The sequence below is a fragment of the Aliiroseovarius crassostreae genome (assembly GCF_025137635.1).
In the GTDB taxonomy this organism is placed as follows: Bacteria; Pseudomonadota; Alphaproteobacteria; order Rhodobacterales; family Rhodobacteraceae; genus Aliiroseovarius; species Aliiroseovarius crassostreae.
Genome location: NZ_CP080772.1, coordinates 2,540,001 through 2,556,894, shown reverse-complemented (window position 1 = coordinate 2,556,894; position 16,894 = coordinate 2,540,001). Strand labels below are relative to the sequence as shown.

Genomic DNA, 16,894 nt, shown 5'->3' with positions numbered 1-16,894 from the left:
CACCTTTAAAAGTTCCGTATCGCCGGTGGCTGCCGGCTCAGACAAGAGGTTTCACTCATGTCCAAGTATTTTGACGCGCTGGAAACCCGTTCCGCAGATGAACGCATCAGCGCATTGGCCGCTGCACTGCCCGCGCAGATCGCACGCGCACAGGCCCTCTCGGGCTATGGTGAAAGCCTCAAGGGGGTCGAAGCCGCTTCGGTCAAAACCCTGGCTGATCTGGCCAAGCTGCCGGTTCTGCGCAAGTCCGAGATCGGCAAGGCGCAGGCTGCAGATGGTCCTCTTGGTGGGTATGCTGCCCTGCCGACGCACAAGTTTGCCCATATCTTCCAATCGCCCGGACCGATCTATGAACCCGGTGGGGTTGGACATGATTGGTGGCGCATGGGGCGGTTCCTCAATGCCTGCGGCATCGGGGAAGGCGACATTGTGCAGAACTGTTTCGGCTACCACCTGACGCCTGCGGGCATGATCTTTGAAAATGGCGCGCGTGCCGTCGGGGCCGCTGTGGTGCCGGCTGGCGTGGGCCAGACCGAGCTTCAGGTGCGCGCCGCGGCCGATATTGGCACCACTGCCTATGCGGGCACGCCGGATTATCTGAAGATCATTCTCGACCGTGCCGATGCCGATGGCGTGAAGCTCAAGATCACCAAGGCTGCCGTGGGGGGCGGGGCACTGTTCCCGAGCCTGCGTCAGGAATACGCCGATCGCGGTATCACCTGCCTGCAAAGCTATGCCACTGCCGATCTGGGCAACGTGGCTTATGAAAGCGACGCGATGGAAGGCATGATTGTCGATGAGGGCGTGATTGTCGAGATTGTGCGCCCCGGCACCGGTGATCCCGTGGCTCCGGGAGAGGTGGGGGAAGTGGTGGTGACCACGCTCAACCCCGACTACCCGCTGATCCGCTTTGCCACCGGCGACCTGTCGGCGGTGATGAAAGGCGAAAGCCCCTGCGGTCGCACCAATATGCGTATCAAAGGCTGGATGGGTCGCGCTGACCAGACCGCCAAGATCAAAGGGATGTTCGTGCGCCCGGAACAGGTCGCCGATTTCGTGGCCAAGCATTCAGAAGTTGCGAAAGCCCGTGTGATTGCCACCCGCGAGGGCGAGATGGACGCGATGACCGTGCAGGTGGAAACCGACGCCACCGACCCGGCCCCGTTTGCCAAATCCGTGGCCGAGACACTGAAACTGAAAGGCAAGATCGAGATCGTCGCCCGGGGCAGCCTGCCCAATGATGGTGTCGTGATTGACGATCAGCGGGTCTACGACTGATTTCCAATTTGGTATCTGCGGCTGCAGCCCTGACCGCATCCGCAGGACAAATCCCCGTCAGGTAACTTCTTCCTCCTGATGAACTGGGCCGAGCTTTGTCTCGGCCCTTTTTTTCATGAGGTGAGGTGGTTACTGGGGATCAGGTGTGGGGCGCTGCGGGTCACGCTGGGGCGTGTCACCGCGATCACGTGGATCGCGCGGTTCGGGGCAGGGATCCACCAAGGACCCATTGGCGTCATAATAAGCCGGATCTGCACATTCCCCACCATCGGGGACACAGACCGGCGGGGCCGCGGTTCCTGCAACCAGCACATATCCTTGTTCACATCCGATCGGCTCTCCTAGTTTGTTGAACACGGGATCCGCGCGAATGGGTTCGGGGGCGGGGGCCTGTGAACATGCGGCCATAAGGGCCACGACGCTCGCAAATGTGGAAAGGGTCTTGAAATGCATAATTGTTCTCCCTGTCTTTGAAGGTGGGTTGTGGTGCAATGCTTGGCCCGGCTGGGAACCGGGGGGCCTGTTCGTCATCCCTGATTTTTCACGTTATCCGAACAGGTGCTGGACATTAAGCATCTCAAACGCCTAACCTTCCTGCATATTTGCAGGTTACTATGCGCAGGCCTGGCTGCCACGGCTGGCCACAAGACCCGAGGTGCAGGATGGACTGGAGCCATTTGAAAGTCGTAATGGCGATTGCGCGCGCCGGGACACTGACGCAGGCCGCGCAATTGCTGGAAATGGATCAGACCACCGTCGGGCGCCGCCTGAACGCGCTTGAAGCCCAGTTGGGAGAGATTTTGTTCGTCCGCTCCAAATCCGGCTTCATGGCGACAGATCAGGGACGTATCGTGCTGGAACATGCCAGAAGCGTCGAAGCGATGCTGGAGCAGATGCAGGATGACCTGCGAGAGCAATCGGAAAATGTGGCCGGGGTTGTCAGGATCGTCAGCAATACCTGGATTTTGCAACGTCTGGCGCGTCGTGCAGCGAAAGATATTCTGAACAGCCACCCAAGGCTTGAGCTGCGCCTTTCGGGGCGCCTGCCCCCCGTGCCACCACATGGCGAGGCGACCCTGTCCCTGTGGTTTGATGCGCCCCCGGCCGCGATGGAGTTTTCAACACCGTTTTGCATGTTGCCCTATGCGGGCTACAGGGCCTTCGATCTGCCTGCACAATCACTGCGATGGGTGCTGTTTCGGGATGATGACGCGCCGGGGCCAACCATGACGCGCCAGCTTAGGAAAAAGCTGGGTGAAAAGGTGCAGGTTCCGCTGACGGCCACGGATGCCAGCATTTTGATGACGGCGGTTGAGGATGGAATTGGCAAGGGAGTGTTGCCGGAATGTCTCGGGGATGAAAACCCCCGCCTGGTTCGACTGGAGGAGGGGGAAGGCGCCATACAGATGGGCCGGGTGCTTCACCTGCATCGCAATCCGGACACTATGGAAAGCAAGCGGGTCAGGGCGGTGATCACCTGGCTCCAGGCGGCGATGCGACGCGACTTTGGGGCGCAGCTGATCACACCGGGCAAGTCAGCCACCCGCCCCGAATAGCGGTGCAAAGAAAAAGCCGCCCAGAAGGACGGCCTTTCAAATCGCTTGGCTGATGCCAAAACTCCGGGGATTAACCCTGACGAGCTTTGAAGCGGCGCTGCGTTTTGTTGATCACATAAACGCGGCCCTTGCGACGCACCACGCGGCAATCGCGGTGGCGGTTTTTCAGCGAGCGGAGCGAGTTACGAACTTTCATGTCCTATCTCCTTCAACGCGGCGCTGCGGATTGCGCCTTGTGCTTCATTTTGCCAACACCTGATCGGGGACCCCGATAATCCGGTGCGGCGGTTCATGGTGGGCGATACTGGGATCGAACCAGTGACCCCTTCGATGTCAACGAAGTGCTCTACCGCTGAGCTAATCGCCCTGAAATCCTATCCGAAACAAGGTTTTCACCCTCTTTCAAACAACACAACGCGGGAAATCCCGCGCCGGTCCCGTCCCTATAAAAGGAGTCGGCGCAGGACGCAAGGGCTTTTGGTGAGAGTTTTTTTGCCTTTATATGAAAGACAGAAGACACCAGTGCGAGCAACCATGCAAAACCAACCTTACGCGCTATATCTGCCGGCTGAGCGATGCACCAGCGTTGTTTTTGCGTCTCCCCATTCCGGGCGGGCCTATGAGCGGTCTTTTTTGCGTTCGACCCTTCTGGACCAGTGGCAGATCCGTTCCTCCGAGGACGCGTTTGTGGACATGCTGTTTGCCGATGTGCCGCAATTCGGAGCCCCGTTTCTGGTGGCCAATGCACCGCGGGCCTATGTCGATCTCAATCGTGGGGCTGAAGAACTTGACCCGGCCCTGGTGCGCGGGGTGCGGCGACAGGCGCTGAATGCGCGGATTGCCTCGGGTTTGGGGGTGATCCCCCGTGTGGTGGCCGGTGCGCGCCCGATCTATCATGGCAAGATCAGCCTGAGCGAGGCCCAGCAACGCTTGTCCGCGGTCTGGTTCCCCTATCATGATCAGCTGCAGCGCCTTCTTGATGATTGCCATCGCCAGTTTGGTCAGGCCGTGTTGATCGACTGTCATTCCATGCCGCATGAGGCAGTGCGCAATGTGACCTATAAGGGCGTGCGCCCCGATATTGTCCTTGGGGATCGTTATGGTGCGGCGGCCTCGGCCGGGATTGTGAAACTGGTGGCGTCTGCTTTCGAGGCCCAGGGGTTCAGCGTTGCCCTGAACACGCCCTTCGCGGGCGCCTATATGGCGCAGCATTATGGGCGTCCGACATATCATCAGCATGTGGTGCAGGTTGAGATTGATCGCGCACTTTATATGAACGAAGGCATGGTGCGGCCGAATGGGCAGTTTGATCAGGTCAGAACGCGGCTGACGAAAGTGGCGCAGGATATCTGCCAGATCGGGTGTTCTGAAGAGCGGCTCGCGGCGGAATAGCCGCATAGGCGTTTTGGCTTTGGCACCCCAAACGGACATCCGCGTGCTTTATTTGCGCAAAGCCCGTCCCTTGACGATAAGCGTCTTGCCAAAGCGCGCGCGAATCTCATCCGTGGCCCGTTCAGCGGCCCGCCGTTGGCGTGCCTGTGGATCGAGCAGGTCATCGGTCAGATCGGCCCCCTCAGCCCCCACCAGATCGCTGATCCCGACGCCGATCAGGCGAAATGGCCCTTCGCTGAGCGCACGTTCCAGCAAGGGACGTGCGGTGCGATAAATCCGGTCAGCGGATTGGGTGCTGTCGCCAAGGCTCACCCGCCGGGTCAGGCTGGCATGATTGGCGCGTTTCAGTTTCAGGGTGACCACCCGCCCCGCCTTGCCCTTGGCCTTGGCGCGGTCTGACACCTGTTCGGCCAGGCGCCACAGATGCCCGTCCAGCAGTTCAAGTGCCCCGGTATCTTCAAAAAATGTAGTTTCCTTTGAAATTGATTTGACCGGGGCATGGGCCGAGACCCGCCTCCGGTCCTCGCCACGGGCCAGATGGAAAAGCCGGGTCCCCATTGACCCGAACCGTGCCACCAGATCGCTTTCATCCCAGCGCAGCAGGTCGGTAAAGGTGCGGATGCCAGCGCGCTCCAGCTGGGTCTGGGCGGCGGGGCCAACCCCCCAGATCATTCGCACCGGCTTATCGCGCAGAAAATCCATGGTCTCGGCTTTGCCGATCACGGAAAACCCCCGCGGCTTGTCGAGGTCCGACGCCACTTTGGCGAGGAATTTATTGTGTGAAAGCCCGATGGAACCGGTCAGGCCCAGCTCATCTTTCATCCGCTTCACGAGGCCTGCCAACATCACGGCCGGGGGGTTGCCATGCAATCTGGCGGTGCCGCTCATGTCCAGAAAAGCCTCGTCGAGCGACAGGGGTTCAATCGACGGCGTCAGTTCCTCCATCATTGCGCGGATCTGTTTTGAAATGGCCGCGTAATGGCTGCCACGTGGTTTGATGACAACCGCCTCAGGGCAAAGCTTCAGAGCCTGAAACATCGGCATCGCTGATTTCACGCCGCGAATGCGCGCCACATAGCAGGCGGTTGACACCACCCCACGCCGACCACCCCCGATGATGACGGGCTTGTCGGCCAGAGCCGGATTGTCGCGTTTTTCGACCGATGCGTAAAAGGCGTCACAATCCATATGCGCGATGGAAAGGTCCAAAAGCTCTGGATGGGAGGTCAGGCGCGGGCTGCGACAGACCGGACAGCGCCGCGTCGGCGGGTCTGTTTCAAAGGGGGTCAGGCAGGATCGGCACAGGCTGGGCATGGTCTGATCATATCCAAGCATATGCGGGGGTGAAAGGGGAACATGCGGGCCGGAGGCCGGTGCAACTACCGGGTCGTATGTCGAGCAGGATATTGTATTTCCCCGAGGATACGACCATATGTTGTGGAAATTGAAACTATTATGATTGACGAGGGATAAAATGAACGAGCTTCTTGGTGGCGGTAATATTGTTTTGCTGGTCTTTGCCGCCTTTCTGATCCTGACGGTTTTCAATGGCGTCAAGATTGTGCCGCAAAGTCAGAAATTCGTGGTTGAACGTTTTGGGCGCCTGCAGGCGGTTTTGGGGCCGGGGATCAACTTTCTTGTGCCGTTCCTTGACGTGGTGCGCCACAAAGTCTCAATCCTGGAGCGTCAGCTGCCGACGAACTCTCAGGACGCAATCACCTCCGACAACGTGTTGGTGCAGGTGGATACGTCGGTGTTTTATCGCATTCTGGAGCCGGAAAAGACGGTTTACCGTATCCGTGACGTGGATGCGGCAATTGCCACGACGGTTGCCGGGATTGTTCGGGCCGGGATCGGTGAGATGGAGCTGGACGAGGTGCAATCGAACCGCCAGCAGCTGATTGCCAAGATCAAGCAACAGGTTGCGGATGCGGTGGATGACTGGGGGATCGAAGTGACCCGTGCTGAAATCCTCGATGTGAACCTTGATGCGGCCACCCGCGAAGCAATGCTGCAACAGCTGAATGCGGAACGCGCGCGCCGCGCGCAGGTGACCGAGGCCGAGGGTAAGCGCCGCGCGGTGGAGCTTTCTGCGGATGCCGAACTCTATGCCGCCCAGAAAGAAGCAGAGGCACGCCGGATCTCGGCAGATGCCGAAGCCTATGCAACACAGGTTGTGGCCAAGGCGATCAAGGAAAATGGTATTGAGGCAGCGCAATATCAGGTCGCTCTGAAACAGGTCGAGGCGCTGGCCATTGTGGGCAAGGGCGAGGGCAAGCAGACTGTGCTTCTGCCGTCCAATGCGCTGGATGCTTTCGGGGATGCCTTTAAATTGCTGAAAGGTAAATCCTGATGCTCTGGCATGAATGGTGGGTCTGGGCGGCCGGTGCCATTGGCCTGGTGATCCTTGAAATCTTCGTGCCAGGTTTCGTCTTTCTGGGCTTTGCCGCCGGGGCTGCGGTCGTGGCGCTGTTGACCCTGATTGGCCCCTCAATCGGTCTGCCCGCCCTGTTGGTGATCTTTGGGGCTGTGTCGGTCATCGCCTGGTTGATCATGCGCCGTGCATTCGGGGTGCGGGACGGGCAGTCGAAAAGTTTCGACCGCGACATCAACGAGTAGCCGCGTTGTCAGGGCGCGCGCCGGTCTCAACCGGCGCGGGCTCGTAAAAATAGGGCAAGGTGTCATGCAGCGCCTCGCCTTTCATCAGCCAGGACAGGCCAAAAGCCCAAAGGGCAACACTTTCTGCCCAGAAGGTGAAATGCCAGCCATTGTCCCAAACATGCCCCAGCTCTGGAAACACCAGTTTGACGCCCCCTACCAGGGCCACCATGGCATAGATGACCCAGCCAAATAGCCGGTAACACAGGTTGCGCCGCTCTTTTTGCATGCTGCAGGGTGGGGCGGTGCAGCGGGTGAACAAGGTATGGGACATGACGCCGAGGCTGGCCAGGAACAGGCCAGCGGCCCCAAGGTGCAGTGCGGCTTGCAGGCGGTCATCGGCAATCAGTTGATCCATTAGGGTCTGTGGCGGATAGCATGTTGCCTGCAGGCAATTGGTCGGGACCGCAGCCATGAACAGAACGCTGGCCCCGGCGAGGTTCGAGACACGGCGATCTGTCAGCCATTCGCCATTCGCGGCAGGATATCCCTGATAGGCCAGCAAAAACAGTCCGACCCCGGCCGCGGCGCCGATGAAGATTTCGCGCAAGGGGGAGTAGTAGAATTCGGAAATGGAATTCTTCATGGGCATCTGCGCAATCATCGCCCCCAGCATGAGAACAATCGGCAGGCCAAGGCCAATTGCGCCGATTGACCGGCGCAGGCGCAACATGGTGGCAAGGTCGGGGCCGTGGTGGCGGGACATGATACGGGGCCTCGTGCTCAAAGGGCTTGGCGCCACGGTATGTCATACCGCGTGTCACCAACTACGAGGCTATGTTCCTGAGAGGACGGTCGCAGGGCAAATCGCGTTTGCTCACATCTTGAGGAGCGGGGCGGAGGGGAGGGGCGTTGCCCCTCGGCCTGACGGCCTCACCCCAGGATATTTACAACCAGAAAATATGGCTGCAGGTCAGTGCTGTGTCTGGGGCGTGGCGAGTTCCGCAAGGATCGCTTCGGCTGCCGCGCGCGGGTTGGCGGCGTTGCGGATCGGACGGCCTACCACGATGTGATCGACGCCGTCGGCCACGGCCTGCGCCGGGGTTGCGACGCGTTTCTGGTCCCCTAGAGCGGCGCCTGCGGGGCGTACGCCAGGGGTGACGATCAGCTTGCCTTCGGCTTCGGGCAGGGCGCGGATGAGTGCGGCTTCTTGTGGTGAGGCAATCACCCCATCGGCGCCGGCGTCCATCGCGCGGGCGGCGCGTTCGAGCACAAGATCCTGCACGTCACCGGGTTTGATCAGGCTGGCATCCAGATCAGCGCGATCCAACGAGGTGAGGATGGTCACGGCGAGGATCCTCATGTCTTTGCCGCCTTTGCCTTCCTGCGCGGCGCGCACCACATGCGGGTCGCCATGCACGGTCAGGAAATCCAGGTCGAATTGAGCAAGCCCGCGCACCGCTGCTTCGACCGTATTGCCGATGTCGAAGAGTTTCATGTCGAGGAAGATTTTCTTGCCCTGTTCGGATTTCAGCTCATTGGCAAGAGCAAGTCCGCCTCCGGTCAGCATGCCGAGGCCGATCTTGTAGAAACTGACGGCGTCCCCCAGTGTCTCAGCCAGCTTCAGCCCCTCCAGCGCATTGGGGACATCAAGGGCAACAATCAGGCGGTCATCGGCTTTGGTGGTCATGGCAGGCTCCTACTTGGTCCTGCCTCTCCTACTGCGCGTGTGCGACAAAGGCAAATGGCAGATGAAAGGTCAGGCCACGAGCGTGATGTTCTGGGGGTGGAATGCGGTGTTTTCGGCAAGATCAACGCAATCCGGCAGGCGCCGGGCCTGGCGCAAGGCCTCACGGGCAAGGGAGAGTAGCTGATGGTCGCGGGGCTGATCCGGGCCGATGTCGGTCCGACACAGGAACTGCGCTCGGGTGGTGATCTCGGTTTCCGATGTGCCAAGTGTCAGGACAACGGAGGCGTTTAGCTTTTGGTCCGCCTCGTCAAATGTGACCCCGGAAATGGTAATGGATGTGATCATCATGGCCCCTCTCATGGTCCCAATATCAGGGACAAGGCAGCGATGTTTCAGGGTAATTTCCGAACACCATTCCCCGCGAAAAGACACCACTTGCATTCAACCAAAGGGATGCCCATCTGACTTATGAGGCCCGAACCGGGGTGTGCCGCAACAGTGGGCATCCTTTCTCTCGGGCGCTTAAGATAAGGAGAATGATATGGACGTATCGAAATTCACCGAGCGGTCGCGTGGGTTTATTCAGGCCGCCCAGACCATCGCCATGCGCGAGAACCACCAGCGCCTTGTTCCCGAACATGTTTTGAAGGCCCTTCTGGATGACGAAGAAGGGATGAGTGCCAACCTGATCCGCAAGGCAGGTGGGGCACCGGAACGTGTGCAGGCGGCACTTGAGGAGCGGATGGCGAAGCTGCCCAAAGTGTCCGGCGAGGGTGCGCAGGTCTATATGGACAACTCAATCGCGGTTCTGGTGGATGAAGCAGGCAAACTGGCCAAGCAGGCCGGGGATAGTTTCGTGCCGGTTGAGCGACTGCTGACCGCGTTGGCTGTTGTGAAGTCAAAGGCGCGTGAGGCGCTGGAAGCGGGCGGTGTGGATGCAAAATCGCTCAATGCTGCGATCAATGATCTGCGTCAGGGGCGCACGGCGGACAGCGCCAGTGCCGAAGACAGCTATGAAGCGCTTTCGAAATATGCCCGCGATCTGACCGAGGTGGCGCGTGAAGGCAAGATTGACCCGATCATTGGCCGCGATGAGGAAATTCGTCGCTCGATGCAGGTGCTCAGCCGTCGCACCAAGAACAATCCGGTTCTGATCGGGGAGCCGGGCGTGGGGAAAACCGCGATTGCCGAAGGGCTTGCCCTGCGCATCGTCAATGGCGATGTGCCGGAAAGTCTGCGCAACAAACGCCTGCTGGCGCTTGATATGGGCGCGCTGATTGCCGGTGCGAAATATCGCGGTGAATTTGAAGAACGCCTGAAAGCGGTGCTGAACGAGGTGACCGCAGCGGCGGGTGAGATCATCCTTTTCATTGACGAAATGCACACGCTGGTCGGTGCCGGGAAATCGGATGGCGCGATGGATGCGGCCAACCTGATCAAGCCTGCGCTTGCCCGCGGTGAACTGCACTGTGTGGGTGCCACCACGCTGGATGAGTATCGCAAATATGTGGAAAAAGACGCGGCCCTTGCCCGCCGGTTCCAGCCGGTGATGGTTGAGGAGCCCACTGTCGAAGACACGATTTCGATCCTGCGCGGCATCAAGGAGAAATACGAGCTGCACCACGGGGTGCGGATCTCGGACAGTGCGCTGGTTTCGGCGGCCACGCTGTCGCATCGCTATATCACCGACCGCTTCCTGCCGGACAAGGCGATTGACCTTGTGGACGAAGCCGCCAGCCGTCTGCGCATGGAAGTGGACAGCAAACCCGAGGAGCTGGACGCGCTGGACCGTCAGATCATGCAGATGCAGATCGAAGGTGAAGCGTTGAAGCTCGAAGATGACAAAGCGTCCAAGGATCGCCTTGAGAAGCTTGAGCAGGAACTGGGGGAACTTCAGGAGAAATCCGCGTCCCTGACGGCCAAATGGCAGGCGGAACGGGCCAAGCTGGAAGGTGCGCGTGAATTGAAGGAGCATCTGGACCGCGCTCGCGCCGAGCTTGATATCGCCAAGCGGGACGGCAACCTCGCCCGTGCGGGGGAGTTGTCTTATGGCATCATCCCCGAGCTTGAGAAGAAACTCGAGGCGGCCGAGGATGCAGACAGCGATATGATGGTCGAAGAGGCGGTGCGCCCTGAGCAGATTGCCTCGGTGGTGGAACGCTGGACGGGTATTCCGACCTCGAAAATGCTTGAGGGCGAGCGCGAGAAGCTTTTGCGGATGGAAGAAGATCTGCACCGTCGCGTGATCGGCCAGCATTCCGCCGTGAAAGCAGTGTCGAACGCTGTGCGCCGTGCGCGTGCCGGGCTGAATGATGAAAACCGCCCGTTGGGCAGTTTCCTGTTCCTCGGGCCGACCGGCGTGGGGAAAACCGAGCTGACCAAAGCTGTGGCAGAGTTCCTCTTTGATGATGACAGCGCGATGGTGCGCATTGATATGTCCGAGTTCATGGAGAAACACGCGGTCGCCCGTCTGATCGGTGCGCCTCCGGGTTATGTCGGATACGACGAAGGTGGTGTTCTGACCGAAGCTGTGCGGCGCAGGCCCTATCAGGTTGTGCTGTTCGACGAGGTCGAGAAAGCGCACCCGGATGTGTTCAACGTGTTGTTGCAGGTCCTGGATGATGGGGTGTTGACCGATGGTCAGGGTCGAACGGTTGATTTCAAGCAGACGCTAATCATCCTGACGTCGAACCTTGGCGCACAGGCGCTTAGCCAGCTGCCGGATGGGGCGGATGCCTCGGACGCAAAGCGCGATGTGATGGATGCGGTGCGGGCACATTTCCGGCCCGAGTTCCTGAACCGACTGGATGAGACGATCATCTTTGACCGTCTGGGACGGGCGGATATGGATGGCATTGTCGAAATCCAGCTTGCGCGTCTGGGCAAGCGTCTGGCACGGCGGAATATCTCGCTTGATCTGGACCAGGGGGCAATGACCTGGCTGGCGGATGAAGGGTATGATCCCGTGTTTGGCGCGCGTCCTTTGAAACGCGTAATCCAGCGCGCGCTGCAGGACCAATTGGCAGAAATGCTTCTGGCCGGGGATGTGATGGATGGCGACACGATCTCTGTCACCGCCGGGGCCGAAGGGCTGATCATCGGCGACCGTGTTGGCAACACGAACCAGCAACCGCCCGAGGATGCAGTGGTGCATTAAACCGCGCAAAACCAAGCAAGAGCCCGCTTTCCCGGCGGGCTCTTTTTTATTACACATCAGGCAATTGGGCAGGAAAGGGACAGGGACATGGCTGAGAAAATGCAGTGGGACAGGTTGCTGAACACCCAACCTTGGGAAGATAAGGGCAAAGCCGAGGATCCGGCGCGTCCGCAATATGTGATCGATGCGGACCGGATCACCTTTTCTGCGCCGTTTCGCCGGCTGGCCAACAAGACACAGGTCCACCCGCTGCATGACAATGACCACCTGCGCCACCGGATGATCCATTCGCAAGAGGTGGCCTCGGTCGGGCGCACGCTCGGCACGCAGATTGGGCATTGGCTGGTCAGCGAGGGGCATCTTTGCCCCGGTGGTGAGCACAAGCTTGCGGGTGTTGTCCATGCGGCCTGCCTGGCCCATGACATTGGCAACCCGCCGTTTGGGCATTCGGGCGAGAACTCGATTGGCGCATGGTGTCGTGAGAACCTGAAAGCCGGGCAGGGGGTGTTCAACGGGATTGGCGAGGCCAAATGGGAAGAGTTCTGCAGGTTCGAGGGCAACGCGCAGGGGTTTCGTATTCTGACCCGACTTGAAATGTATCGCAATGAGGGCGGCATGAATCTGTCGCATGCCGCCTTGGGGGCGTTCATGAAATACCCGATGGGCGCGGAAACCTCGCGAAAGATCAAAGGAGGGGCAGAGAAATCTGGCATCCCGAAAGCTAGGGTCAAGGACCACATTTATGTGGGCGCCAAGAAGTTCGGATTTTTTGAAAGCGAACGAGAGATTTTTGCGAAATCGGCACAGGCGTTGGGCCTGATCGAAGAGACCGGCCCGGATGGGCAAAGCTGGTGGCGCCGCCACCCGCTGGTCTATCTTGTCGAGGCAGCAGACGACATTTGCTATAATATCGTCGATCTTGAGGACGGGTTCACTGCGGGGGATCTGTCGTTTGATCAGGTGGTCGCACTGCTCGACCCGGTGGCGTTCAAAACCAATCGCGATCAGTCGACTTACACGCCCTATGAAAAGGTCTCGTATCTGCGGGCGCGTGCGATAGGTGGGGCGATTTTGGCCTGTGTTGAGGCGTTCAAGGCCAATCATGAGGCCATTTTGTCAGGTGGCTATTCCGGGTCGCTTATTGCCAGTTCGAAGAAAGCCAAAGAATTCGCAGCCATCAAAGATATGGCGAATGAGCAGCTCTTTACTGCGCCGCGCAAAACCAAGCTTGAGGTCTATGGCCGCAATGTGGTGCGCGAGGTGTTGCAAGGCATTCGGCCTGTGTTCGATGCGCTGAAGGAACAGGATTGGAATGAGGCGAAGTTGCCGGAGTATGAGCGCCAGTTGGTGCGCGCGATCCATCTTGATCTGCGCGATATTCACGATAGCTATTCCGCGCTGCATGCGATGACAGATTATGTCTCGGGCATGACGGATCGCTATGCGGTGGAAGTGTCGAAAATGCTGTCGGGCACCTGATCCAACCGGCCTTGCGCCCCGCCATAAAAAAGGCCCCTGCCGTTGGGGGACGGCAGGGGCAAGGGGCGTGAGTGGCAGAGACGTGGGGTTACATCTCTGAGGGGATAATGCCGGCCTCACGCGCCGCAGCCAGTTCCTCAACGCTCAGCGTGCCGTCATCATCCGTGTCGGCCTGCGAAAACGTATCGGTGCTGATCTGGTCATAGACAGCCACCAGTTCCTCCATGGTGATCTGGCCGTCTTCGTTGGTGTCAATCTGGGTGTCGGCCAGAGCAATCCCTGCGCTTGCAATAAAGGTCAGCGGGATGAGGGGGAAAAGTTTCATGGTTCTCTCCGTTTTTGTTCCGTGAGTGGTTTGTGAGTGGTGCGCCCCGTGGGGCACGGGCTTATCTGGCGCAATGCGTCCCCCCTGTGCATCGATAATCGTCTAATCGGGTGTTTTGAGCGTGGATTTGCGAGAAGGTGCACCACCTGCGCGCGAGAAATTGCGCAGAAAAACATCAAGATAGGATGTTGGCGAAAGCTCACCTATGGCGCACACGGGTTTTGGCGAAAAGTTGCTTAAATCACAGTGGCTTGCCTGCTTGGCGGGAGTTTGCTTCCGTAGGGGCAGCCTTCTGCGGCTGAGCCGTGTTGGCGGCGCTGCCCAAAGCTGAGAAGGGGCGCACCGCAGGGGAGGGGAGGCAATATGGTGGAGGCTGCACCCTCTGTCCGAGAGCTCTTTAGAAACCGCAGTGATTGATACAGGCGGATAATAAGCATGGATTGTTACAATGTGCCAACGCGGACGTGAGGTGATGTGCTTTGGCATCTGTGACATGATGCACTACCTCTTTTGCAACAGACAGAAAAAGGTGCCCCGATGGCTTACTCGTCCAAACTGAAATACTCCGATGTCACGCCCAAGGCGGATTTTCTGAACCGACGCCAGCTGATGAAGGGGATCGGATCTGTGGCTCTGGGCACAGCCATCGGGGGCATTGCCGGTCCCGCCGTGGCGGCGGGCAAGTATTCCACCAATGCCAAACCCAATTCATTGGAGGATATCACCGCCTACAACAACTTTTACGAATTCGGCACCGGCAAAGGTGATCCCGCCACCTATGCGCACCGCCTGACCACTGCACCCTGGTCAATCCAGATCGACGGGATGGTCGACAAGCCGGGCAATTATGGGTTGGAAGACATCCTTTCCAAGGTCAGCATCGAAGAGCGGATCTATCGTTTTCGTTGTGTCGAGGCGTGGTCGATGGTCATCCCTTGGAACGGGTTTGAACTGAACCAGCTTTTGAACCGGGCCGGGGTGCAATCCGGAGCCAAATATGTGGCATTTGAAACTGCGGTGCGCCCCGATGAAATGCCGGGCCTGCGTTCAAGCGGGATCAAATGGCCGTATCGTGAAGGGCTGCGTCTGGATGAAGCGATGCATCCGCTGACCTTGATGGCCACTGGTATCTACGGTGAGGACATGCCGAAACAGAACGGTGCGCCCATCCGGTTGGTGGTGCCGTGGAAATACGGGTTTAAATCGATCAAATCGATTGTTCGGATCACCTTGACCGATAAAGAACCACCCACCACCTGGAATATGCTGCAACCCTCGGAATATGGGTTCTATTCCAATGTGAACCCGACTGTCAGTCACCCCCGCTGGTCGCAGGCGTCCGAGCGCAAGATCGGCGGCGGGTTGTTCGCCAAACGCCAGCCGACCCTGATGTTCAACGGATACGAAGACGAAGTTGCCTCTCTGTATGCGGGCATGGATCTGAAGCGGAATTTCTGATCATGGCCGAGCGGTTCTCAGTTCTGACCTGCCCGGAATGTGGGCATGAGGAACCGGAAGAAATGCCGCTTGATGCCTGTATGTTCTTTTATCAGTGCAAGGGCTGTGACGTGGTGCTGCGTCCGGCACCTGGCGATTGCTGCGTGTTCTGTTCTTATGGCACCGTGCCGTGCCCCCCGATCCAAGATGGCAAGGAGTGTTGCTCATGAGTATCGTCGACCGCCTCAATCGCGCCACACGCCGTGTTCCGATCTGGGCCGTCTATCTGATCGGTCTGTTGCCGCCGTTTGTGCTGCTCTATCTCGGTCTGACCGGTGGGCTGGGTGTGGACCCGGTGAAAGAGCTGGAACATGAGCTGGGCGAGCTGGGGCTGCAGTTTCTGATTGTCGGGTTGGCGATCACGCCACTGCGTCGGTTTTTCGGTCTGAACCTGATCCGCTTTCGCCGCGCGATCGGCGTGCTGACCTTCTATTATATCACCTGTCACTTGCTGGTCTGGCTGGTGCTCGATGTGCAGATCCTGTCGCAGATCTGGGCCGACATCCTGAAGCGTCCCTATATCACCATCGGCATGGCCGGTTTCCTGATCCTGCTGCCGCTGGCGATGACGTCGAACAATTGGTCGGTGCGCAAGCTGGGCAAAAACTGGCGCCGGCTGCACAAGCTGGTCTACCCGGCGGTGTTCCTTGGAGGGCTGCATTACGTGATGCTGGTCAAGACCTGGCAGGCAGAACCTTTGATCTACTTCGCGGTGATCCTTGCGCTGTTGGCCACACGGTTGCCGCTGCGATTTCCAAAGCTGACCGGACGGCGCGAAGGCGCTGTGTGAACAGCACCTATATATAGTGTCAAAGACGGCGGCGCGAATGGGGGCCGCTGTTTTTCTGTTGTGGGTCTAATTCGGTCCTGATGCTGACTCAGTCTGAGAGGGGCGGTGGTGGGTAATCGTTCGAAACCCAGCGACTCAAGCTGTGAGTCGCTGTGAGTCGGGGCGAGTCGGGGGAAAATGCGGGCAGGGCGGGCAGGAATTTGATGTTTGTTCTGATTCACTGGCTTTGGATTTGAGTTTTTTGAGTGTTTTTTGAGTGTTTGTTTTGCTGTGCGGTGTTGTTTTGGACTTCAGGATTATGGGGAGTCGCGTAGTGCTTTTTGGTTTGGGGTGATTTTGCCTTGTGGGAAGCGGGTGTTTTGTGTTGCGGGGCGGGCGGTGTTGGCGCTGGCGTGTAGCGCAAAGTATTGATTTCATTTGATATTTGTTCTTTTTTTGATTTTTTGTGAGAAAAGTCAAAAAAGGGGTTGCGGGTGTTTGGTTTAAGACTTAGAACCCCCTTCACCGGCGGCGCTGAGGCGCACGGCGGGACGCGAGACGGAGCGGACGAGATGATCGGAAGTGAGGTTTAGCGGGAAAAATTCGAGGCAGATTGATCGGGTTGCGCCAAAGAGATGCGGTGCTTCCGGTGGATTTTGTCTCTGGGATCTGGTTTAACTTGGTTCCGCGCTCTTTGACATTGATGGTATCTGAAGAGATATGTGGGCGGTTTGGTTCATTCGATGAACAAACAACTGCACATATATCCAACTACCTAGCGAGGCCTTTATTGGTTTAGCGATGATGGATAGTCAGCTTCACTGTTTGTCGGCTTTCGGTATCTTTTGATACTGATGTCACAAACAGAAGTAGGTTCAACCAGCCGGTTGGACCGGAACGTTTCTAAGTCAATTGGAAACAACAGTATGTGCAGAGGTTCGAACGTCAAGGTTAGGCAGTAATGTCTTTCAACTTGAGAGTTTGATCCTGGCTCAGAACGAACGCTGGCGGCAGGCCTAACACATGCAAGTCGAGCGCACCCTTCGGGGTGAGCGGCGGACGGGTTAGTAACGCGTGGGAATATACCCGGTACTAAGGAATAGCCTCTGGAAACGGAGAGTAATACCTTATACGCCCTTCGGGGGAAAGATTT

Annotated in this window: 17 protein-coding genes, 1 tRNA gene and 1 rRNA gene (1 of these 19 running past the window's edge); 11 read left to right on the top strand and 8 right to left on the bottom strand. The window is 58.5% G+C overall.

From position 1 onward, the window contains the following. Positions 1 to 57: 57 nt before the first annotated feature. Positions 58 to 1,278, top strand: a complete 1,221-nt coding sequence (locus tag K3J57_RS12285; protein WP_259796105.1) for a phenylacetate--CoA ligase family protein — start codon at positions 58 to 60, stop codon at positions 1,276 to 1,278. A gap of 129 nt (positions 1,279 to 1,407) precedes the next feature. On the opposite strand, the gene K3J57_RS12280 is transcribed toward K3J57_RS12285, so the two are convergent. After that, positions 1,408 to 1,731: a hypothetical protein gene (locus K3J57_RS12280; protein ID WP_259773242.1), complete on the bottom strand. Its 324-nt coding sequence runs from the start codon at positions 1,729 to 1,731 to the stop codon at positions 1,408 to 1,410. Between the two features lie 209 nt (positions 1,732 to 1,940). Between K3J57_RS12280 and K3J57_RS12275 the strand changes: the two genes are divergently transcribed. After that, positions 1,941 to 2,834, top strand: coding sequence for a LysR family transcriptional regulator (locus K3J57_RS12275; RefSeq protein WP_259796103.1), 894 nt, complete (start codon positions 1,941 to 1,943; stop codon positions 2,832 to 2,834). Between the two features lie 70 nt (positions 2,835 to 2,904). Here K3J57_RS12275 and ykgO read toward each other — a convergent pair whose 3' ends face one another. Together ykgO and K3J57_RS12265 are read right to left on the bottom strand one after the other, a co-directional pair. Further along, positions 2,905 to 3,030: a type B 50S ribosomal protein L36 gene (gene ykgO / locus K3J57_RS12270; RefSeq protein ID WP_005850168.1), complete on the bottom strand. Its 126-nt coding sequence runs from the start codon at positions 3,028 to 3,030 to the stop codon at positions 2,905 to 2,907. Positions 3,031 to 3,126: 96 nt separating this feature from the next. Further along, positions 3,127 to 3,201, bottom strand: a tRNA-Val gene (locus tag K3J57_RS12265). 167 nt (positions 3,202 to 3,368) lie between these two features. On the opposite strand from K3J57_RS12265, the gene K3J57_RS12260 reads away from it, so the two are divergent. Continuing rightward, complete coding sequence (locus tag K3J57_RS12260) at positions 3,369 to 4,226, top strand: N-formylglutamate amidohydrolase (protein ID WP_259784900.1); 858 nt, start codon at positions 3,369 to 3,371, stop codon at positions 4,224 to 4,226. A 48-nt stretch (positions 4,227 to 4,274) separates the two neighbouring features. Here the strand turns inward: K3J57_RS12260 and K3J57_RS12255 are convergent, their stop codons facing one another. Then, positions 4,275 to 5,540 (bottom strand): DNA polymerase IV, encoded by a 1,266-nt coding sequence (locus tag K3J57_RS12255; RefSeq protein ID WP_259797779.1) that lies wholly within the window; start codon positions 5,538 to 5,540, stop codon positions 4,275 to 4,277. 160 nt (positions 5,541 to 5,700) lie between these two features. Between K3J57_RS12255 and K3J57_RS12250 the strand changes: the two genes are divergently transcribed. Beyond that, on the top strand, positions 5,701 to 6,579 hold the full coding sequence (locus K3J57_RS12250) for an SPFH domain-containing protein (protein WP_259773239.1): 879 nt from the start codon (positions 5,701 to 5,703) through the stop codon (positions 6,577 to 6,579). After that, a complete protein-coding gene (locus K3J57_RS12245) occupies positions 6,579 to 6,845 on the top strand; it encodes an NfeD family protein (RefSeq protein ID WP_173486714.1) in 267 nt (88 codons plus the stop codon). The genes K3J57_RS12250 and K3J57_RS12245 overlap by 1 nt, the downstream gene beginning before the upstream one ends. Here the strand turns inward: K3J57_RS12245 and K3J57_RS12240 are convergent. From K3J57_RS12240 to K3J57_RS12230, 3 genes are all read right to left on the bottom strand, one after another. Then, the gene (locus K3J57_RS12240) at positions 6,835 to 7,590 is read right to left on the bottom strand and encodes a hypothetical protein (protein ID WP_259796102.1); all 756 of its coding nucleotides are present in this window, start codon (positions 7,588 to 7,590) and stop codon (positions 6,835 to 6,837) included. The two genes, K3J57_RS12245 and K3J57_RS12240, sit on opposite strands and share 11 nt — an antisense overlap. A 207-nt stretch (positions 7,591 to 7,797) precedes the next feature. Further along, a complete protein-coding gene (pyrF, locus tag K3J57_RS12235) occupies positions 7,798 to 8,514 on the bottom strand; it encodes an orotidine-5'-phosphate decarboxylase (RefSeq protein WP_259796099.1) in 717 nt (238 codons plus the stop codon). 69 nt (positions 8,515 to 8,583) lie between these two features. Continuing rightward, positions 8,584 to 8,862 (bottom strand): hypothetical protein, encoded by a 279-nt coding sequence (locus tag K3J57_RS12230; RefSeq protein WP_259792100.1) that lies wholly within the window; start codon positions 8,860 to 8,862, stop codon positions 8,584 to 8,586. A 193-nt stretch (positions 8,863 to 9,055) separates the two neighbouring features. On the opposite strand from K3J57_RS12230, the gene clpB reads away from it, so the two are divergent. Continuing rightward, a complete protein-coding gene (clpB, locus tag K3J57_RS12225) occupies positions 9,056 to 11,671 on the top strand; it encodes an ATP-dependent chaperone ClpB (protein WP_259792098.1) in 2,616 nt (871 codons plus the stop codon). A gap of 87 nt (positions 11,672 to 11,758) precedes the next feature. Next, on the top strand, positions 11,759 to 13,150 hold the full coding sequence (dgt, locus tag K3J57_RS12220; RefSeq protein WP_259796097.1) for a dGTP triphosphohydrolase: 1,392 nt from the start codon (positions 11,759 to 11,761) through the stop codon (positions 13,148 to 13,150). An 88-nt stretch (positions 13,151 to 13,238) separates the two neighbouring features. On the opposite strand, the gene K3J57_RS12215 is transcribed toward dgt, so the two are convergent. Next, positions 13,239 to 13,475, bottom strand: coding sequence for an EF-hand domain-containing protein (locus K3J57_RS12215; RefSeq protein ID WP_055192718.1), 237 nt, complete (start codon positions 13,473 to 13,475; stop codon positions 13,239 to 13,241). A gap of 537 nt (positions 13,476 to 14,012) precedes the next feature. On the opposite strand from K3J57_RS12215, the gene msrP reads away from it, so the two are divergent. From msrP to K3J57_RS12195, 4 genes are all read left to right on the top strand, one after another. Then, entirely contained in the window at positions 14,013 to 14,933 is a 921-nt protein-coding gene (msrP, locus tag K3J57_RS12210) for a protein-methionine-sulfoxide reductase catalytic subunit MsrP (protein ID WP_259796094.1), read from the top strand. A gap of 2 nt (positions 14,934 to 14,935) precedes the next feature. Further along, complete coding sequence (locus K3J57_RS12205; protein ID WP_055192508.1) at positions 14,936 to 15,142, top strand: GDCCVxC domain-containing (seleno)protein; 207 nt, start codon at positions 14,936 to 14,938, stop codon at positions 15,140 to 15,142. Then, positions 15,139 to 15,762, top strand: a complete 624-nt coding sequence (gene msrQ / locus K3J57_RS12200; protein ID WP_259792091.1) for a protein-methionine-sulfoxide reductase heme-binding subunit MsrQ — start codon at positions 15,139 to 15,141, stop codon at positions 15,760 to 15,762. The genes K3J57_RS12205 and msrQ overlap by 4 nt, the downstream gene beginning before the upstream one ends. A 948-nt stretch (positions 15,763 to 16,710) precedes the next feature. Beyond that, positions 16,711 to 16,894 (top strand): 16S ribosomal RNA (locus tag K3J57_RS12195); it runs 1,282 nt beyond the window's last position.

Excerpts from the sequence above, each read along its gene's own strand:
- K3J57_RS12285 (WP_259796105.1), top strand. The coding sequence starts at position 58 with ATGTCCAAGTATTTTGACGCGCTGGAAACCCGTTCCGCAGATGAACGC.
- K3J57_RS12280 (WP_259773242.1), bottom strand. The coding sequence starts at position 1,731 with ATGCATTTCAAGACCCTTTCCACATTTGCGAGCGTCGTGGCCCTTATG.
- K3J57_RS12275 (WP_259796103.1), top strand. The coding sequence starts at position 1,941 with ATGGACTGGAGCCATTTGAAAGTCGTAATGGCGATTGCGCGCGCCGGG.
- ykgO (WP_005850168.1), bottom strand. The coding sequence starts at position 3,030 with ATGAAAGTTCGTAACTCGCTCCGCTCGCTGAAAAACCGCCACCGCGAT.
- K3J57_RS12260 (WP_259784900.1), top strand. The coding sequence starts at position 3,369 with ATGCAAAACCAACCTTACGCGCTATATCTGCCGGCTGAGCGATGCACC.
- K3J57_RS12255 (WP_259797779.1), bottom strand. The coding sequence starts at position 5,540 with ATGCCCAGCCTGTGCCGATCCTGCCTGACCCCCTTTGAAACAGACCCG.
- K3J57_RS12250 (WP_259773239.1), top strand. The coding sequence starts at position 5,701 with ATGAACGAGCTTCTTGGTGGCGGTAATATTGTTTTGCTGGTCTTTGCC.
- K3J57_RS12245 (WP_173486714.1), top strand. The coding sequence starts at position 6,579 with ATGCTCTGGCATGAATGGTGGGTCTGGGCGGCCGGTGCCATTGGCCTG.
- K3J57_RS12240 (WP_259796102.1), bottom strand. The coding sequence starts at position 7,590 with ATGTCCCGCCACCACGGCCCCGACCTTGCCACCATGTTGCGCCTGCGC.
- pyrF (WP_259796099.1), bottom strand. The coding sequence starts at position 8,514 with ATGACCACCAAAGCCGATGACCGCCTGATTGTTGCCCTTGATGTCCCC.
- K3J57_RS12230 (WP_259792100.1), bottom strand. The coding sequence starts at position 8,862 with ATGATGATCACATCCATTACCATTTCCGGGGTCACATTTGACGAGGCG.
- clpB (WP_259792098.1), top strand. The coding sequence starts at position 9,056 with ATGGACGTATCGAAATTCACCGAGCGGTCGCGTGGGTTTATTCAGGCC.
- dgt (WP_259796097.1), top strand. The coding sequence starts at position 11,759 with ATGGCTGAGAAAATGCAGTGGGACAGGTTGCTGAACACCCAACCTTGG.
- K3J57_RS12215 (WP_055192718.1), bottom strand. The coding sequence starts at position 13,475 with ATGAAACTTTTCCCCCTCATCCCGCTGACCTTTATTGCAAGCGCAGGG.
- msrP (WP_259796094.1), top strand. The coding sequence starts at position 14,013 with ATGGCTTACTCGTCCAAACTGAAATACTCCGATGTCACGCCCAAGGCG.
- K3J57_RS12205 (WP_055192508.1), top strand. The coding sequence starts at position 14,936 with ATGGCCGAGCGGTTCTCAGTTCTGACCTGCCCGGAATGTGGGCATGAG.
- msrQ (WP_259792091.1), top strand. The coding sequence starts at position 15,139 with ATGAGTATCGTCGACCGCCTCAATCGCGCCACACGCCGTGTTCCGATC.